Annotated in this window: 17 protein-coding genes; 12 read left to right on the top strand and 5 right to left on the bottom strand. The window is 64.7% G+C overall.

Features of this window, described 5'->3' with window-relative positions:
* Positions 1-4: 4 nt before the first annotated feature.
* Complete coding sequence (locus tag B6V75_RS17495; protein WP_075776812.1) at positions 5-691, bottom strand: response regulator transcription factor; 687 nt, start codon at positions 689-691, stop codon at positions 5-7.
* A 142-nt stretch (positions 692-833) separates the two neighbouring features.
* Here B6V75_RS17495 and ribA point away from each other — a divergent pair, with 142 nt between their 5' ends.
* Positions 834-1910 carry a GTP cyclohydrolase II gene (ribA, locus tag B6V75_RS17500; RefSeq protein ID WP_088720534.1) on the top strand — a complete coding sequence of 359 codons (1077 nt, stop codon included), beginning with the start codon at positions 834-836 and terminating at the stop codon, positions 1908-1910.
* Entirely contained in the window at positions 1910-2464 is a 555-nt protein-coding gene (locus B6V75_RS17505; RefSeq protein ID WP_075776810.1) for a L,D-transpeptidase family protein, read from the top strand. Before ribA ends, B6V75_RS17505 begins: the two co-directional genes overlap by 1 nt.
* On the opposite strand, the gene B6V75_RS17510 is transcribed toward B6V75_RS17505, so the two are convergent.
* Complete coding sequence (locus tag B6V75_RS17510) at positions 2461-3114, bottom strand: YggS family pyridoxal phosphate-dependent enzyme (protein WP_088720535.1); 654 nt, start codon at positions 3112-3114, stop codon at positions 2461-2463. The genes B6V75_RS17505 and B6V75_RS17510 overlap by 4 nt on opposite strands.
* A 99-nt stretch (positions 3115-3213) precedes the next feature.
* Entirely contained in the window at positions 3214-4188 is a 975-nt protein-coding gene (locus B6V75_RS17515; protein ID WP_088720536.1) for a porin, read from the bottom strand.
* Positions 4189-4538: 350 nt separating this feature from the next.
* On the opposite strand from B6V75_RS17515, the gene B6V75_RS17520 reads away from it, so the two are divergent.
* The 5 genes from B6V75_RS17520 (at position 4539) to B6V75_RS17540 (ending at position 10482) form a co-directional block, all read left to right on the top strand.
* Positions 4539-5084, top strand: a complete 546-nt coding sequence (locus B6V75_RS17520; protein WP_088720537.1) for a DUF3576 domain-containing protein — start codon at positions 4539-4541, stop codon at positions 5082-5084.
* Positions 5085-5236: 152 nt separating this feature from the next.
* Positions 5237-7795: a leucine--tRNA ligase gene (gene leuS, locus B6V75_RS17525; protein WP_088720538.1), complete on the top strand. Its 2559-nt coding sequence runs from the start codon at positions 5237-5239 to the stop codon at positions 7793-7795.
* Complete coding sequence (gene lptE, locus B6V75_RS17530; protein ID WP_088720539.1) at positions 7782-8279, top strand: LPS assembly lipoprotein LptE; 498 nt, start codon at positions 7782-7784, stop codon at positions 8277-8279. The genes leuS and lptE overlap by 14 nt, the downstream gene beginning before the upstream one ends.
* On the top strand, positions 8276-9298 hold the full coding sequence (gene holA / locus B6V75_RS17535) for a DNA polymerase III subunit delta (RefSeq protein ID WP_075776804.1): 1023 nt from the start codon (positions 8276-8278) through the stop codon (positions 9296-9298). Before lptE ends, holA begins: the two co-directional genes overlap by 4 nt.
* On the top strand, positions 9295-10482 hold the full coding sequence (locus B6V75_RS17540; protein ID WP_168174509.1) for a TIGR03862 family flavoprotein: 1188 nt from the start codon (positions 9295-9297) through the stop codon (positions 10480-10482). Before holA ends, B6V75_RS17540 begins: the two co-directional genes overlap by 4 nt.
* 45 nt (positions 10483-10527) lie before the next feature.
* Here the strand turns inward: B6V75_RS17540 and B6V75_RS17545 are convergent, their stop codons facing one another.
* Entirely contained in the window at positions 10528-11124 is a 597-nt protein-coding gene (locus tag B6V75_RS17545; RefSeq protein WP_088720540.1) for a glutathione S-transferase family protein, read from the bottom strand.
* Between the two features lie 172 nt (positions 11125-11296).
* Between B6V75_RS17545 and B6V75_RS17550 the strand changes: the two genes are divergently transcribed.
* Complete coding sequence (locus tag B6V75_RS17550; protein WP_088720541.1) at positions 11297-12532, top strand: MFS transporter; 1236 nt, start codon at positions 11297-11299, stop codon at positions 12530-12532.
* On the opposite strand, the gene B6V75_RS17555 is transcribed toward B6V75_RS17550, so the two are convergent.
* The gene (locus B6V75_RS17555; RefSeq protein ID WP_088720542.1) at positions 12520-13371 is read right to left on the bottom strand and encodes an SDR family oxidoreductase; all 852 of its coding nucleotides are present in this window, start codon (positions 13369-13371) and stop codon (positions 12520-12522) included. The genes B6V75_RS17550 and B6V75_RS17555 overlap by 13 nt on opposite strands.
* Positions 13372-13472: 101 nt before the next feature.
* On the opposite strand from B6V75_RS17555, the gene ade reads away from it, so the two are divergent.
* The 4 genes from ade to B6V75_RS17575 all read left to right on the top strand — a co-directional run bounded on the left by ade (position 13473) and on the right by B6V75_RS17575 (position 18129).
* Positions 13473-15275, top strand: coding sequence for an adenine deaminase (ade, locus tag B6V75_RS17560; RefSeq protein WP_088720543.1), 1803 nt, complete (start codon positions 13473-13475; stop codon positions 15273-15275).
* The gene (locus B6V75_RS17565; protein WP_088720544.1) at positions 15272-16747 is read left to right on the top strand and encodes an AMP nucleosidase; all 1476 of its coding nucleotides are present in this window, start codon (positions 15272-15274) and stop codon (positions 16745-16747) included. The genes ade and B6V75_RS17565 overlap by 4 nt, the downstream gene beginning before the upstream one ends.
* A gap of 131 nt (positions 16748-16878) precedes the next feature.
* On the top strand, positions 16879-17166 hold the full coding sequence (locus B6V75_RS17570) for an HU family DNA-binding protein (protein WP_075776797.1): 288 nt from the start codon (positions 16879-16881) through the stop codon (positions 17164-17166).
* An 87-nt stretch (positions 17167-17253) separates the two neighbouring features.
* Complete coding sequence (locus B6V75_RS17575; protein WP_075776796.1) at positions 17254-18129, top strand: DMT family transporter; 876 nt, start codon at positions 17254-17256, stop codon at positions 18127-18129.
* The last annotated feature ends 8 nt before the right edge of the window (positions 18130-18137 follow it).

Genomic DNA, 18137 nt, shown 5'->3' on the forward strand with positions numbered 1-18137 from the left:
CGGATCAGGCCACCAGACGATAGCCGCCCGATTCCGTCACCAGCAGGCGCGCATTCGAGGGATCGGGCTCGATCTTCTGACGCAGGCGATAGATATGCGTCTCGAGCGTGTGGGTGGTGACACCCGCATTATAGCCCCAGACCTCGTGCAGCAGCACGTCGCGCGGCACCACGCCGTCGGTCGCGCGATAGAGGAACTTGAGAATATTGGTTTCCTTCTCGGTCAGACGCACCTTGCGGTCCTTGTCGTCGACCAGCATCTTCATCGCGGGCTTGAACGTATACGGGCCGAGCTGGAATACGGCGTCTTCAGACTGTTCATGGGTGCGAAGCTGGGCGCGCAGACGGGCCAGAAGCACCGGGAACTTGAAGGGCTTGGTGACGTAGTCGTTGGCGCCGGAGTCGAGGCCGAGGATCGTATCGGCGTCGGTGTCATGCCCGGTGAGCATCACGATCGGACATTTCACACCGCTTTTGCGCAGCTTCTTGCACAGTTCGCGGCCATCGGTGTCGGGAAGGCCCACATCCAGAACGACGAGGTCGTAAAGCGTCGATTTCGCCTTATCTACCGCTTCGTGACCATTGCTGGCCTCGAACACCTCGAAATCATCGGTCGCGACGAGCTGCTCGGCGAGCGCCTCGCGCAGATCGTTGTCATCGTCAACCAAAAGGACCTTCTTCAATGATGCCATGTCCTGAGCCTCCATTTGCGTTTGACGAATAGCTGTTGCCCTTTCACAGCGATGGCAAGGGTGGTGAAACCTATCTCACGCTGACGTGTCGAATCACCGGCAGATATTTCAATTTGTTACAGTCGAGGCTATCTCAGAGCGCATGACCGGTACCTATTCCCTCGGGCCGAGCCCGGCTGAACGACTGAATCGCGCCCGCGCCGATCTGCGCATGGGGCTGCCCGTCTTGCTGTCAGATCACCTCGCGGTGGCGGTCGAGACGCTCTCGCCCGAGCGGCTGGCGGCGTTGCGCGCACTGGGGCCGCTGACGCTGGTGCTGACCGCGCGCCGGGCCGAGACGCTGAAAGCCCGGGTCTATGACGCCGATATCGCCCGGATCGAAGTGCCTGCAGACGCCGATCTGCTCTGGCTGCGCGCGCTCGCCGATCCGGCCGACGATCTGCGCGTGCCGATGAAAGGCCCGCTCAAGGCCCTTCGCGGCGGCGATGCGGATCTCTCCCGTGCCGCTATCCGGCTGGCAAAGTCCGCCCAGCTTCTGCCCGCAGCGCTGATGGTCGCAGCGCCCGACCCCACGCCGACGGATCTGACCTGCATCACCGCCGAAGAGGCGCTCGCCGCTGCCGACATCCCGCAGGCTTTCGCCCCGGTCTCTGCCGCGCGCGTGCCGATGCGCGCCGCCGAAGCGGGGCGCCTGCATATCTTCCGCCCCGACAATGGCGCCGAGGAGCATTACGCGATCGAGATCGGTCGCCCCGATCGCTCGAAACCGGTTCTCGCGCGGCTGCATTCGGCCTGTTTCACCGGCGACGTTCTGGGCTCTCTGAAATGCGATTGCGGCCCGCAGCTGGACGCGGCGCTGACGCTGATGGGTCATGAGGGCGCGGGCATCCTGCTCTATCTCAATCAGGAGGGGCGCGGGATCGGGCTTGCGAACAAGATGCGCGCCTATTCGCTGCAGGATCAGGGTTTCGACACGGTGGAGGCGAACCACCGCCTCGGCTTCGAGGATGACGAGCGCGATTTCCGGATCGGCGCGGCGCTGCTGCGCAAGCTCGGGTTTTCGCAGGTGCGGCTGCTGACCAACAACCCCGCCAAGGTTGCGATGCTGGAGGCCAACGGCATCGACGTGACCGAGCGCGTGCCGCTGAAGGTCGGCATTAGCCGCCATAACGAAAACTACCTGGCCACCAAGGCGGCGAAATCGGGGCATATCCTGTGATGCGCCTGACGCCCACGGGCCTGCTGTTTCGCGGTCGCCGTTTCCCGGTCGAGATCGGCCGCGGCGGCATCACCGGCAGCAAGCAGGAGGGCGACGGCGCGACCCCCTCGGGGCGGCTGCACATCCTGCGGATGTTCTACCGCGCGGATCGAATTGTCGCGCCTCAAGACTGGGCCGAACCGATCGGGCCGCGCGATCTGTGGTGCGACGCCTCCGAGGATTCGGCCTATAACCAATTGGTTCGCGCACCCTACCCCGCCTCGCATGAGGCGATGCGGCGCGCCGATCCGCTTTACGACATCGTACTGGTCACCGATTGGAACTATCCGCAGGCGCAGGCAGGCAAAGGCTCGGCCATCTTCCTGCATCAGCGCCGCCGCGCGGGCTACCCTACCGCAGGCTGCCTCGCCTTCCGCCGGGACCACCTGATCTGGATCGCGCGGCATGTTGCACCGGGCGAACCGCTCGACATTCCAATTCGGCTTGGCGGAAATATCCTCCGGGGGTCCGGGGGCGGAAAGCCCCCGGCGCTCGACGCCCGAGACAAAGCTTAGGAATAGTCGCGCGCACCGAAGATTGCCGAACCCACGCGCACATAGGTCGCACCGGCCGCGATCGCTTTCTCGAAATCCGAACTCATTCCCATTGAGAGACCGTCGAGCCCGTTGCGCCCGGCCATCTCGGCCAGCATCGCGAAATGCGGCGCAGGGTCATCGGATTCGGGCGGGATGCACATCAGCCCGACGACCGGAAGATCCTTCGCCCGCATATCCGCGACGAAGGCGTCGAGATCATCGGGCAGCACGCCCGCCTTCTGCGGCTCACACCCGGTATTGACCTGAATGAAAAGATCGGGAGAAGCCCCGCGCGCCTGCGCCAGATTGGCCAGCTTCTTGCCCAGCGAGGGCCGGTCGAGCGTGTGAATCGCCTCGAACAGCTCCACCGCCAGCTTCGCCTTGTTCGACTGCAGCGGCCCGATCATGTGGACCTCACAGCCGGGAAATTCCTCGCGCCAGGCGGGCCATTTGCCTTGCGCTTCCTGCACGTAGTTTTCGCCGAAGAGCCGATGCCCTTCGCGCAGAACCGCCTCGACCCGCTCGGCGGGCTGAACTTTCGACACGGCGATCAGCTTCACCGATCCCGCGTCGCGCCCTGCCTCGTCTTCCGCTTTCGCGATCCGCGCCTGAATGTCGCTCAGTCCCATCTGGCCCTCCCTCGTCAGCGCGCCCAAGAAACACCGAAGGGCCCAAAAAGAAAAGAGCGGGCGCAAGGCCCGCTCTTCCCATCGTTCTGTCCCGAAGGATTAGAACGAGAACTTCACGCCGAGGTCGGCTTGGGTGTCGGTGCCTGCGATGTCGCTGTCTGCAACACCACCGACGATCGAGGCGCCACCGCCCAGATCGTACGCAGCGCCGAGGCCGTAAGCGGTGCCTTCAGCGCCGGCCGAGTCTTTGGCGTAGTTGACGTAAGCCATGACCGAGGTCGCACCGAAGACCGAAGTCGCGCCGATGCCGTAACCTTTGTCGAGGTTGTTGTCGCCGCTGCCGTCAGCATAGTAGGCTTTGACCGAGGTGTTGCCGAACTGAGCAACGCCGGAGATCATAGCTTGCTTCCAGTTGGCGCCACCGCCGACCGGGTCGACGACTTCGTAGCCAGCACCAACGGTGTAGTTGCCGAAGGTGTAAGCAGCGGCCAGCGCGTACTCTTGGCTTTGATCAACCGAACCGGTTTTGCCGTCGGACATCGACGCTGCGACCGAGAAAGCACCGAAGGTGCCGGTGTACAGCAGGTTCGGGCCCGAAGAGGTGGAGCTGCCGGTGGTGGTGGTGTTGCCAAGAACGTTACCGCCGTTGTCGCCGGTCAGGTACGGGATTTCGTTCGCACCCATGTTGTTGCGGCCACCGAGCGTGCCCACGTTCTTGAGGCCAGCGCCGTCGAGGTCGGTGTAGCCGACTTCCGGCAGGTCGCCGAACAGAGCTTCCGGAGCGCCGACAACGTCGCCCATCGAGAGCTTGCCGAATGCGCCGGAAATGTAGACCGAAGCAGCGGTGCCGCTGGTCGCAGCCGAAGCTTGGTCAGCGCGGACCGAGCCACCGAACTCGAGGCCACCGTCGGTGGTGCCCGAAGCGGTGAACGAGACGCGGATACGGCTCGAGAAGTTCCAGTCGGAGCCGTTGTACACGACACCCATGCGGCCGTCGCCGCCAACCGAGACCTCAGCGGCAGCGATGCCAGCCGAGAACACGAGCGCGGTCGTCGCGAAGAGAACCTTTTTCATCGTTTTCCCTCATTGTCTTACAGGTAACCCCCAACCTGGGGAATCCGAAGTTGGGTATGACGGTGTTTTCTCTCCCCACCCCTTCTATTGCAACTCAAAGCGCCCGCCCCGGTCGAATAGGGTGTTTGATGGTGCAGACATGTCACAGTAACGTCAGCCCGCCTTTGCAGCCGTTCCTTGCCATCGCCTCGCGACAGCCCTCATGTGCGTATATAGCGGCACACGACCCGCGAGTGGCAGCGGGCCGTTCGGGCGAATTCCGGGGCGAAAAGGGAAAAACCTTGTCGGGCTTGGGGCCATGGGCTAGAGAAAAGGCAACCAATGACGCAGGCCGACGGGGACAGCTTCGCATGACTTCCAGAACCCTTTTGAAACGCACGGCAATTCTGGGCCTGTGCCTCGCGCTCGCAGGCTGCGGCAAGGGTATCTCGAGCGGCAACATCTTCTCGGGTAGCGGTGGCACCCCCGCGCAGCGCGACGCCAATCAGCTCAGCCATATGGCAGGCACCAACGAGGCCGTTGCCGACGGGCCCTCGCGCCGCGTTCAGAAGAAATCCACCGTTTGGGACCTCTTCAGCGGCAAGGGCGATCCGAACATCACCGTCGAGGTGAACAAGTATCTCTGGCAGGCTTCGCTCGAAGTGCTCGACTTCCTGCCGATTCAAGAGGTTGACCCCTTCTCCGGCGTCATCGTGACCGGCTACGGCACCCCGCCGGGCGGCGGTCGCGCCTACAAGGCCACTGTTTACGTCACCGATCCGGCGCTCGATGCGCGCTCGCTGAAAGTGTCGATCCGCACCCGGGGCGGAGCAGTTTCCGCCGATACGCAGCGCGCCGTGGAGAACGCGATTCTCACCCGCGCACGTCAGCTGCGGGTCCGCGACTCGCAACTCTGATCCCGAAAGTCGACCGCAGGACGCATTCAGATCCCCGCCCGAGCCAGCCTCCGGCGGGGATATTTCTGTCCAAATGAGCGCGGCGGCTGGACCTCGCCCCCAAGGCCAGTGTAGCAAGCTCGCGCAGAATTCGACGTGATGAGGGGCCCGACATGGCACGCTACGAACCGAGCCAGAGCGAGACGAAATGGCAAGAGGCCTGGAACAGGGCGGATCTCTTCGCCGCGCGCCGTGATCCGGCCAAGCCGAAATATTACGTCCTCGAGATGTTCCCCTACCCGTCGGGCCGCATCCATATGGGCCATGTGCGCAACTACACGATGGGCGACGTCGTCGCGCGCTACAAGATGGCGAAGGGCTTTTCCGTGCTGCATCCGATGGGCTGGGATGCCTTCGGGATGCCCGCCGAGAACGCCGCGATGGACAATGGCGGTCACCCGAAGGACTGGACCTACGGCAATATCGCCGTAATGAAGGACCAGATGAAGCCGCTGGGCCTCTCGATCGACTGGTCGCGCGAATTCGCGACCTGCGACCCGGACTATTACGGCCAGCAGCAGGCGATGTTCATCGACATGCTCGACGCCGGTCTCGTCTATCGCAAGAACGCGGTGGTAAACTGGGACCCGGTCGACATGACCGTGCTTGCCAATGAACAGGTGATCGATGGCAAGGGCTGGCGCTCTGGCGCCGAGGTCGAACGCCGCGAGCTGACGCAGTGGTTCTTCAAGATTTCCGACTATGCCGAAGAACTGCTCGACGCGCTCGACAACCTGAAAGACTGGCCCGAGAAGGTGCGCCTGATGCAGGCAAACTGGATCGGGAAATCGCGCGGCCTGCAATTCGCCTTCTCGACCGTCGATGCGCCGGAAGGTTTCGACCGGCTGGAGGTCTACACGACCCGCCCCGACACCCTGCGCGGTGCGAGCTTTGCGGCGATCTCGCCCGATCACCCGCTCGCCAAGCATCTGGAACGCCACGATCCCAAGGTCGCGGAATTCGTCGCGAAATGCCGCGCGGGCGGCACAACAGAAGAAGCCATCGAGACTGCCGAGAAGCTCGGCATGGATACCGGCATCAAGGTCCGCCACCCGCTCGACACGAGCTGGGAACTGCCGGTCTATATCGCGAATTTCATCCTGATGGATTACGGCACCGGCGCGATCTTCGGCTGCCCGGCGCATGACGCGCGCGACTTCGAATTCGCGACGAAATACGAGCTGCCGATCACGCCCGTTTTCGAGCCGCTCGAGGGCGACTATCCCGACGCCGAATACGTCCCGCTGAAATCGGAAAAAGTCCGCTATATCCGAGGCTTCGCGGGCGACGAAGTGCAGACCGGCGAAGAGGGCGTCGCAACCGCGATCGCCTTCTGCGAGGAAAACGGCATCGGTCAGGGCGTGACCAAGTTCCGCCTGCGCGACTGGGGCCTGAGCCGCCAGCGCTACTGGGGCTGCCCGATTCCGGTCGTGCATTGCGAGACCTGCGGTGTGGTGCCGGAGAAGAAGGAAAACCTGCCCGTCGAGCTGCCTTACGACGAGGACGGCCAGAAGATCGACTTCTCGATCCCTGGCAACCCGCTCGACCGTCATCCCAGCTGGCGCGACTGCACCTGCCCGAATTGCGGCGGGCCGGGTCAGCGCGAGACCGATACGATGGATACCTTCGTCGATTCGAGCTGGTATTACGCGCGCTTCACCTCGCCCGGTGCCGCCACGCCGACCGATCCGGCCGAGGCCGAGTATTGGATGAACGTCGACCAATATATCGGCGGCATCGAGCATGCGATTCTGCACCTGCTCTATTCGCGCTTCTATGCCCGCGCGATGCACAAGACCGGCCACCTGCCAGCGAAAGCGATCGAGCCGTTCGATGCGCTCTTCACGCAAGGCATGGTGACGCACGAGATCTACCTCACGCGCGACGCCAAGAATCGCCCCGTCTACCACCTCCCCGAAGAGGTCGAGGACGGCAAGCTGAAGGCGACCGGCGAAGCGGTCGAGACCATCCCCTCGGCCAAGATGTCGAAATCGAAGAAGAACGTCGTCGATCCGATGAACATCATCGCCGAGTTCGGGGCCGATACCGCCCGCTTCTTCGTGATGTCCGACAGCCCGCCCGAGCGGGACGTGGAGTGGACCGCCGCTGGCGCCGAAGCCACGTCGAAATTCCTCGCCCGCGTGCACCGCATTGCCGACGATATCGCCAATTCGGATGCGCCCGCGAACGAGGCCGAGGATACGGCGCTGCTTAAGGCCACCCATAAGGCAATCGACGAGGTCACCAAATCGATCGAGGGCTTCACCTTCAACAAGGCGGTCGCGACGCTCTACGGCCTGACCAACACGATGTCGAAATCGAAGGCCGGGGCCGAGACCAAGCGCGAGGCGATGAAGCTGATGGCGCAGCTGATGGCGCCGATGGTCCCGCACCTCGCCGAAGAGGTCTGGTCGATGCTGGGCGGCGAAGGTTTCGTGATCGCAGCCCCTTGGCCCGAGGCGGACCCGGCTCTGCTGGTCGAGGATTCGGTGACGCTGCCGATCCAGATCAACGGCAAGCGCCGCGCCGAGATTTCGGTGCCCAAGGACATGCCGAAGGAAGAGGTTGAAAAGCAGGTTCTGGCCGACGAAGCTGTGGTCAAGGCGCTGGCCGGTGGCCAGCCCAAGAAGCTGATCGTTGTGCCGGGGCGGATCGTCAATGTGGTCATCTGACAGACGCGGATTTCTGGGGCTCGCGGGGGCCGCTGGCCTGCTCGCGGGCTGCGGCTTCACCCCGGCCTACGGGCCTCAGGGCGGGGCTGCGAAACTGCTCGAAGGGGTCGAACCGGCTGCGCCCACGACGCGCGACGCCTTCGCCCTCGTTCAGCAGCTGAATGCCCGGCTCGGCCCGTCGCAGGCCACCCGCTACCGGCTCGATTACAAGATCGACACCGAGGCGGTCGGTCAGGGCATCTCGCCCGACAACGCGACGACGCGCTACCAGTTGAACGGCACTGTGGATTACACGCTGCGCGATGCGGCCGATAACGCCGTGCTGCTGACCGGACGCGTCACCTCCTTCACCTCGTGGTCCGCAACCGGCACCGTGGTCGCCTCACAGGCCGCGCAGGAAGACGCGCATCGCCGTCTGATGGTGATCCTTGCCGATCAGATCGTGACGCGACTTCTGTCACAAGCGCCGGGTCTGCCGGAATGAAGCTGACCGGCGTAGCAGCGACCCGCTATTTCGCCAAACCCGAGCCCGAGCGCACCGGCCTGCTGATCTTCGGGGGCGATGCGATGCGCGTGGCCCTGCGCCGTCAGGAAGTCATCGCCGCACTGATCGGCGCAAAGGGCGAAGAGGAGATGCGCCTGAGCCGGATCGCGGGCGGCGATCTGCGCAAGCAACCCTCGCTGCTGCTCGATGCGATCAAGGAGGTCGGCTTCTTCCCTGGCCCGCGCGTGGCCTTCGTCGAAGACGCGACCGACGCAGTAGCCGATGCAGTGAAAAACGCGCTCGACGCATGGCGCGAAGGCGATGCGCAGATCGTGATCACCGCAGGCTCGCTCGCCGCGAAATCGAAGCTGCGCAAAGCTTTCGAGGGTCACAACAACGCCTATTCTGTAGGGATTTACGACGACCCGCCAAGCCGCGAGGAAATCGAGGATATCCTGCGCCGCGCCGGTCTGCGCGACATCTCGAACGACGCGATGACCGATCTCGTGGCGCTGTCGCGGGCGCTCGATCCGGGCGATTTCCGCCAGACCGTCGAGAAGATCGCGCTCTACAAATTCGGTGACACTACGCCGCTTGCCCCTGCCGATGTGGCTGCCTGCGCGCCGTCTTCGGTCGAGGCAGGCGTCGATGACGTGCTCTCCATCGTGGCCGAGGGCCGCGCGCCCGAGCTTGGTCCGGTTATGCGGCGGCTGGAAAGCCAAGGGGTGCAACCCGTGCAGCTCGCCATCGCCGCGATGCGCCATTTCCGCGCGCTGCATGCTGCGGCCTCCGACCCGCAAGGCCCCGGTGCAGGCATCGCCCGGATGCGTCCGCCGATCTTCGGCCCGCGCCGCGACCGGATGCAGCGGCAGGCGCAAAGCTGGGGCATGTTCAAGCTGGAGACCGCGCTGAAGGAACTGGTCGAGACCGACCTGACCCTGCGCTCCGCCAGCCGCGCGCCGCAGATGGCGGTGATGGAGCGCGCGCTGATGCGGCTCGCGATGCTGGCCCGGCGGTGAGCGCGGCGGCGAAATCCGCGCTCGTCATCGGTGGCGGCCCGGCGGGACTGATGGCAGCCGAGGAACTGGCGCGGGCCGGTGTCGCCGTGACATTGGCAGAGGCCAAGCCGACGCTCGCGCGCAAATTCCTGATGGCGGGAAAGTCCGGGCTGAACCTGACCAAGGATGAGCCGCTCGACGTCTTCCTGTCCCATTATTCCCACCCGCAGATCGCCGCGATCACGCGCGCGTTCGGCCCCGAGGCGACGCAGAGTTTCGCCCGCGATCTGGGTGTCGAGCTGTTCACCGGCTCCACCGGTCGGGTCTTCCCGAAAGTGATGAAAGCCTCGCCGATGCTGCGCGCCTGGATCGCGCGGCTCGAATCTCTCGGCGTCACGATCCACACCCGCTGGCGCTGGCAGGGCTTCGACGACGACGCACTGATCTTCGACACGCCCGAGGGGCGCCAGAGCCTGAGCCCCGATGCCACGATTCTCGCGCTTGGCGGCGCAAGCTGGCCGCGGCTTGGCTCGGATGCGGCATGGGTGCCTTGGCTGAGCGCGAAAGGCGTAAAGATCGCCCCCTTTGCCCCCGCCAACATGGGGTTCGAGATCGACTGGTCGGCGCATATGGCAAGCCAGCTCGGCCAGCCCGTGAAAGGGGCCGCGCTGATCACGCCGACCCGGCGCACGCGCGGGGAAATCGTGATCTCGGAGCGTGGCCTTGAGGGCGGCGGCATCTATGAACTTTCCGCCGAATTGCGCGAAGGCGCGCCGCTGAGCCTCGATCTCGCCCCGGATCAGAGCGCCGAAGACCTTGCCGCACGGCTTGCGAAGATCCCGCCCAAACAGAGCCTTACGAACCGCCTGCGCAAAGGCGCGAAGCTGGACCCGGTGAAACTCGCGCTCGCTCTGGAATGGGGACGCCCGCTACCCAAGGACCCGACGCAACTTGCGACAACGCTCAAATCCTTGCCCGTGCCTCTCGGTGCGCCGCGCCCGATCGCCGAGGCGATCTCCAGCGCGGGCGGCATCGCGTGGGACAGCCTCACCGACGATCTGGAACTGACCGCCCTGCCCGGCCTCTACGCCGCAGGCGAAATGCTCGACTGGGAGGCCCCGACGGGCGGCTATCTGCTGACCGCCTGCCTCGCCTCCGGCCGCCATGCCGGACGCGCCGCGGTCCAACGGCTCGCTTCTTCTTGATAGAAAATCCCGGGGGAGGTCCGTAGCACCGGGGGCAGAGCCCCCTTACTCGTCCCGCTTCGCGACCGCGCGCTTATAGGCGGGGCGCGCCCGCATCCGGTCGTGATATTCGCTCAGCCGATGCTCGACGATCGGGAATTTCGCCATCAGCGCCCAGTCGAGGCAATGCGTCAGGATGATATCGGGCACGGTCATTTCCTCGCCCATCACGAACTCCCCATCCCCCATTCGGTGGATCAGCGTGCGCTGCGAACGCTCGAACTCCCAGCGCAGGGAATTCTTGATGCCCGACAGCCGCAGCTCTTCGGGCAGGACGAAACTGTGGCGCGCGGCGGTCCAGAGATTCGCATCGAACTCGTCGAGCAGGAATTGCGTCAGGCTGTCCTGCCGCGCGCGCTCCAGCGTACCCGCCTCATGGGTGAACTTCCCATGCGCATCAGCAAGATAAGTGAGGATCGCGGTGGAATCGGTGATCGGCGTGCCGTCGACAACGAGCACCGGCACCTTGCCTGCCGGGTTGAAGGCCACGACATCCTCCGAGCGCGGCGCGGCCCGCACGTGCTGATACTCCGCGCCCAGCTCCTCCAGCATCCACAACACGCGCAGCGTCCGCGAGCCGACCGTTCCGATAACCGTATACATCCTGCCTCCCCTCGAAAGTCACGCCATTGGGCCATGGCTGCGGGGGAGGTTCAAGAGCGGCTCTGGGGCATTCCCGCGCGATTGTGACCGAGACAAGCTCGCGATTGACGCGCTGCAGCATCCATGGCGATATGCCGCCCGCGCGAAAGGGAGATCCGCCGGGAGACGTAGAATGACACAAGGCAGACTGTTCACGCCGGTTCTGATCGGAGGGGCCGTGATCCTGATGCTGAGCTTCGCCATCCGGGCGAGCTTCGGCGTTTTCCAGATTCCGATCGCCAGCGAGTTCAACTGGCCACGCGCCGAATTCTCGCTCGCCATCGCGGTGCAGAACCTCGCCTGGGGCATTGGTCAGCCGATCTTCGGCGCGATTGCCGAGCGCTGGGGCGACCGGCTGGCGATCATCCTCGGTGCGCTGGTCTATGCGCTCGGCCTCGTGCTCTCGGCCTACGCGGTGGAGCCTGGACAGCATCAGCTTCTGGAAATCCTCGTGGGTTTCGGCATCGCGGGTACCGGCTTCGGCGTGATCCTCGCCGTGGTAGGCCGAGCGACCTCGGACGAGAACCGCTCGCTCGCGCTTGGCATCGCGACGGCGGCAGGCTCGGCCGGTCAGGTCTTCGGCGCGCCGATGGCGGAGCTGCTGCTAGGCCATTTCCCGTGGCAGACCGTCTTCGTGATCTTCGCCGCCGTGATCCTCGCCTCGCTGGCCTTCCTGCCGCTGATCCGCGCGCCTGAGCGCGCCAGCCGCGAAGAGATGGCCGAGAGCATGGGCACCGTTCTGATGCGCGCCTTCCGCGATCCGTCCTACACGCTGATCTTCCTCGGCTTCTTCTCCTGTGGTTATCAGCTGGGCTTCATCACGGCGCATTTCCCCGCGATGGTGACCGAGATGTGCGGCGCGGTGCCGCCCGGATCGCTGCTCGCCGGGATCGGGATCGAGACGACCTCGGCGCTCGGCGCCGCCGCGATCTCGGTGATCGGCCTCGCCAATATCGCTGGCACGATCTATGCGGGTTGGGCGGGCAAGCGCTGGTCGAAGAAATACCTGCTGGCGGGAGTTTACCTGCTGCGCACCTTCGTCGCCGCCGCATTCATCCTGACGCCGATGACGCCCGCGACGGTGCTGATGTTCTCGCTCGCGATGGGGGCGCTGTGGCTCGCGACCGTGCCGCTGACCTCGGGGCTGGTCGCGCATATCTACGGGCTTCGTTACATGGGCACGCTCTACGGGATCGTCTTCTTCTCGCACCAGGTCGGCGCCTTCCTCGGCGTCTGGCTGGGCGGCAAGCTCTACGACATCTACGGGGATTATACGCTGGTCTGGTGGGTTGGCGTGGGCGTGGGTGCCTTCTCCGCCATCGTACACCTGCCCGTGCGCGAGAAGCGGGTGGAGCTTCAGCCCGCCTGATAGAGAAGCGCACGCAGCCCTGCGCGGTAATCCGGATAGCGCAGCGTGACGCCGAGGTCGTGTTTGATCTTGTCGTTTCGCACTCGCTTGCTCTCCGCATAGAAGCTGCGCGCCATCGGGCTGAGATCGGCCTCCTCGAACGGCACCTCGGGCGGTAGCGGCAGGTCGAGCAGTTCCGCAGCATAGGCGATCACGTCCTGCGGCGGCGCGGGATCGTCGTCGCAGACATTATAGACCGCGCCCGGATCGGGACGGTCGATCGAGGCGAGCAGCACCTGCGCGATGTCCTCGACATGAATGCGCGAGAAGACCTGCCCCTCCTTGATGATCCGCCGGGCCTTGCCCTGCCGCACCTTCTCGAAGGGTCCGCGCCCGGGGCCGTAGATGCCCGCGAGCCGGAAGATATGCAGCGGCAGGTCATGGGCTGCGGCCAGCGCGCCCCAAGCCGCCTCGGCCTCCACCCGCGCCTGCCCGCGCTTGGTCGAGGGGGTCAGCGGCGTTGCCTCATCGACCCAGCCGCCCGCGTGATCGCCATAGACGCCGACGGTCGAAAGATAGCCGATCCACTCCAGATGCCGCGATGCAGCAATTTCGGAATGCTGCGCAGCGAGGACCGGGTCGCCCTCCGGTCCCGGGGCCACCGAAGACAGCAGATGCGTCGCTTGATCGAGCGGCAGAGGCCCACCTTCCCAGACCAGCGGCTCCACGCCTTCGCTGCGCAGCATTTCGGCCTTCTCGTCGCTGCGCGTGGTGCCGATCACGCGCCAGCCACGCGCCAGAAGAAGCGGTGCGAGTGCACGGGCGGAATAGCCGTGTCCGATGGAAAGAAGCGTCGGCATCACGGCCTCCTTTGCGTTTCTGTCATCCGTCATAGGTAGAGGCTGTGTGAAGGCATAACAACGTCTCTTGAACCTTCCCGCATGCAATGACAGGCTTGGACATGGAACAGAAGAACAAGATCAAATCCTGGCCCGAAGCCGCACCGCGATTGATTGCCGTGGCTGCCGGGCGCGAACCTGCCGACCTCGTGATCCGGGGTGGCAAATGGGTCAATGTCCACACACGAGAGGTTCTCGACGGCTACGATATTTCCGTGGCCGAGGGGAGATTTGCTGCCGTGGCGCCCGATCTATCGGACAGCATCGGACCCGATACCGAAGTGATCGAGGCCGGAGGGCGCTATATGGTGCCGGGCCTGTGCGACGCGCATATGCATATCGAGAGCGGTATGCTCACGCCCGCCGAATTCGCCGCCGCCGTGATCCCCCACGGCACGACGAGCATGTTCACCGATCCGCATGAGATCGCGAATGTGCTGGGGCTCGCCGGCGTGCGGATGATGCATGACGAGGCGCTGATGCAGCCCGTCAACATCTTCACCCAGATGCCCTCCTGCGCGCCCTCTGCGCCCGGGCTGGAAACGACGGGCTTCGAGATCACCCCCGAAGATGTGGCCGAGGCGATGACATGGCCCGGCATCATCGGTCTGGGCGAGATGATGAACTTCCCCGGCGTGATCAATGCCGACCCGAAGATGCTCGCCGAGATCGCAGCGACGCAGAACGCGCAAAAGACCGTGGGCGGACATTACGCCTCCCCCGATCTGGGCGCGCCGTTCCGCGCCTATGTCGCGGGCGGGCCCGCCGACGATCACGAAGGCACCTGCGAGGCGGACGCGATCGCGCGGGTACGCAACGGGATGCGCTCGATGATGCGGCTGGGCTCGGCTTGGTATGACGTGGAGACGCAGATCACTGCCGTCACCGAGAAGGGTCTCGACCCGCGCAATTTCATTCTTTGCACAGATGACTGCCATTCCGGCACGTTGGTGAATGACGGGCATATGAACCGCGTCTTCCGCCATGCGGTGGAATGCGGGGCCGATCCGCTGGTCGCGCTGCAGATGTGCACGCTCAACACCGCGACCCATTTCGGGCTGGAGCGCGAGCTGGGCTCGATCACGCCGGGCCGCCGGGCCGATGTGATCCTGACCTCGGATCTGGCGACCCTGCCGGTCGAGCAGGTCATCGCACTTGGGCGCACGGTGGCGAAGGATGGAAAGCTGCTGGCGGACTGCCCGCATTACGACTGGCCTGAAAGCGCCCGCAACACGGTGCATCTGGGCAAGACCCTGACGGCTGCGGATTTCGAGATTGCCGCGCCGGAGGGCGCTAACACAGTGACCGCCAAGGTGATCGGCGTGGTCGAGAACCAGGCCCCGACCAAGGCGCTGACCGCAGAGCTGGACGTGACCGACGGGCTCGCCCAGCCCGACACCTCCAAGGACATCGCCCAGATCGCGCTGGTGGAGCGCCATCAGGGCACGGGCGGCGTCACCAACGGCTTCGTCTCAGGCTTCGGCTACAAGGGCCGCATGGCGATGGGCTCGACTGTCGCTCATGACAGCCACCACATGATCGTGGTCGGCACTGATCGCGAGATGATGGCCGCCTGCGCCAATGCGCTTGGCGAGATGGGCGGCGGCGTCTCTGTCTGGAAGGACGGCGCAGAAATCGCCGCCGTCCCGCTGCCGATCGCAGGGCTGATGTCGGACGATCCGGCACAAACGGTCGCCGCGCGCGCCGCCAAGATGGTCGAGGCGATGGGCGCCTGCGGCTGCACTTTGAACAACGCTTACATGCAGCATTCGCTGCTCGCGCTCGTCGTCATTCCCGAGATCCGCATTTCGGATCTTGGCCTTGTCGACGTGACGCGTTTTGAACTGACGGATCTTTTTGAATGAATGAAACGCTAGACCTCATCACCCCTGACGCAGCCCCTGCGGAGAGCTTCACCGATGCCGCCGAGGCCGTGGCCCGGCTCGAGGCGCTCTATGACGAGGCGACCGCCTTCCTGCTCGAGAAATTCAACGAGACGTTGGAGAGCAAGACCGCGCGGAACCGCTTTCGCGCCTTCTACCCGGAGGTGCGCATCTCTGTGCCATCGCATATCAAGGCCGACAGCCGGCTGAGCTTCGGCCATGTGGCGCTGCCGGGCACCTACATGGCGACAATCACGCGCCCCGACCTGTTCCGCAATTACCTGACGCAGCAACTGGGCCTGCTGATCAAGAACCACAATATCCCGGTTACGATCGGCCCGTCGGACACGCCGATCCCGGTGCATTTCGCCGTGGCTGCGCATCCGGAAGTGACCGTGCCGCAGGAAGGCGTGCTCGATTTCAGCCTGCGCGACGTGTTCGACGTGCCGGACCTTGCGGGGATGAACGACGACATCGTCAACGGCATGGCGGGGCCGAACCCGGACGGCTCGGGCCATCTCGCCCCCTTCACCGCGCAGCGGGTGGATTACTCGCTGGCGCGCCTGTCGCATTACACCGCGACCAAGGCCGAACATTTCCAGAACCACGTGCTGTTCACGAACTACCAGTTCTATGTCGACGAGTTCGAGGCCGTTGCGCGCCGCCTGCTGGGCGACAAGAACTCGGGCTATACGAGCTTCGTGGCTCCCGGCAATCAGGAGATTACCGACCCGCAGGACGAGATCCCGGGCCTCGCCAAACTGCCGCAGATGCCCGCCTATCACCTCAAGCGCGCCGATGGCGGCGGGATCACGCTGGTCAATATCGGCGTCGGCCCCTCCAACGCGAAGACCGCGACGGACCATATCGCCGTGCTGCGACCGCATGCCTGGCTGATGGTCGGTCACTGCGCGGGTCTGCGCAATTCCCAGCAGCTGGGCGACTTCGTCCTCGCCCATGCCTATCTGCGCGAGGACCACGTGCTCGATGACGACCTTCCCGTCTGGGTGCCAATCCCGGCGCTGGCCGAGATCCAGATCGCGCTGCAGGAAGCGGTGGCAGAGGTGACGAAACTGGAAGGCTACGAGCTGAAGCGGATCATGCGCACCGGTACGGTAGCGACGATCGACAACCGCAACTGGGAGTTGAGAGACCAGTCAGGCCCGGTACATCGGCTGAGCCAGTCGCGCGCGGTTGCGCTCGATATGGAAAGCGCCACGATCGCCGCGAACGGTTTCCGCTTCCGGGTGCCCTACGGCACGCTTCTCTGCGTCTCGGACAAACCGCTGCATGGCGAGCTGAAGCTGCCCGGCATGGCGACCGAATTCTACCGCACCCAAGTCGCGAGCCATTTGCTCATCGGCATCCTCGCGATGGAGAAACTTCGCGAGATGCCTCTGGATCGTATTCACAGCCGGAAATTGCGTAGCTTCGAGGAAACAGCTTTTCTGTGACGTGGGAAAAACCCGCGCATTCTGGGAAAAGGGCTTGCCATGCTCAATAAAAACGTGTGGAACATGGCCCACCAACCGTGCAACGCGGACGAAATTGACCCTGGATTACCGGGGCGGAGAGAGGAACGAACATGTCGAAACCGATGACCAAGACCCAGCTGGTGGCAGCCCTCGCCGAGGCGATGGACGCCGACAAAAAGACGGCTTCGGCCGCGCTCGACGCAATCACCGACGTCGTCACCAAAGAAGTGTCGAACGGCGGCGCCGTTACCCTGCCGGGCATTGGCAAAGTCTACTGCCGCGAGCGCCCCGAGCGCATGGTCCGCAACCCGGCCACCGGCGAGCAGATGCAAAAGCCGGCTGACAAGCAGGTCAAAGTGACCGTGGCGAAAGCGCTCAAGGACAGCGTGAACTCCTGATCGCAGGACTCTCTCTAGAGAGGGACAGCCAAGTTTTTAGGGCGCCCGCGAGCAATCGGGGCGCCCTTTTTCAGGCCCGGAGGAAAGATGGATCTGCGCGCGATCGGAATGGGGCTCGCCTTTGCCCTGATGTGGTCTTCGGCTTTCACGTCCACGCATATCATCGTGGCGGAGGCGCCGCCCCTTGCGGCGCTGGCGTTGCGGTTCGCCCTGTCCGGCGGGATCGGCATCGCGCTTGCGCTGGCCTTCGGGCAAAGCTGGAGGCTGAGCCGGGCCCAATGGCGCGCCACGATCATTTTCGGTATTTGTCAAAACGCGCTCTACCTGGGGTTTAACTGGGTCGCGATGACGACGGTCGAAGCCTCGGTCGCCGCGATCATCGCCTCGACCATGCCGCTGATCGTCGGCGCGCTCGGATGGATCGTCTTCCGCGACCGGATTCCGCTCCTCGGTATCGCCGGGCTGATCGCGGGTTTCGCGGGCGTTGGCATCATCATGGGGGCGCGGCTGCAAGGCGGGATCGATCCGTTCGGGCTGGGTCTTTGCGTCGCGGGCGCCTTGGCGCTGGCAGTGGCCACGCTGACCGTGCGCGGCGCGAGCGGCGGCGGCGGCGGCGTCTTGATGATCGTCGGGCTGCAGATGCTGGTGGGTTCCGTGAGCCTCGCCGTGGTCTCCGCCTTCACCGAGCATCTGGACGTGACCGTCACGCCGAAACTGGCGCTGGCCTTCACCTACACGGTGATCGTGCCAGGCCTGATGGCGACCTGGGTGTGGTTCCGCCTCGTGGGCCGCATCGGCGCGGTGCGCGCGGCGACGTTCCACTTCCTCACGCCGGTCTTCGGCGTCGCCATCGCCTGGGCTGTGCTGGGCGAGCATGTCGACTGGCACGACGCGCTTGGCGTGCTGGTGATCGCAGGCGGCATTCTCGCCGTGCAGATATCAAAGCAAGAGGCGCGGAGGTAACCCCCCGC

Origin of the sequence: Thioclava sp. F1Mire-8, from assembly GCF_002213165.1 — a bacterium.
GTDB lineage: Bacteria > Pseudomonadota > Alphaproteobacteria > Rhodobacterales > Rhodobacteraceae > Thioclava > Thioclava nitratireducens.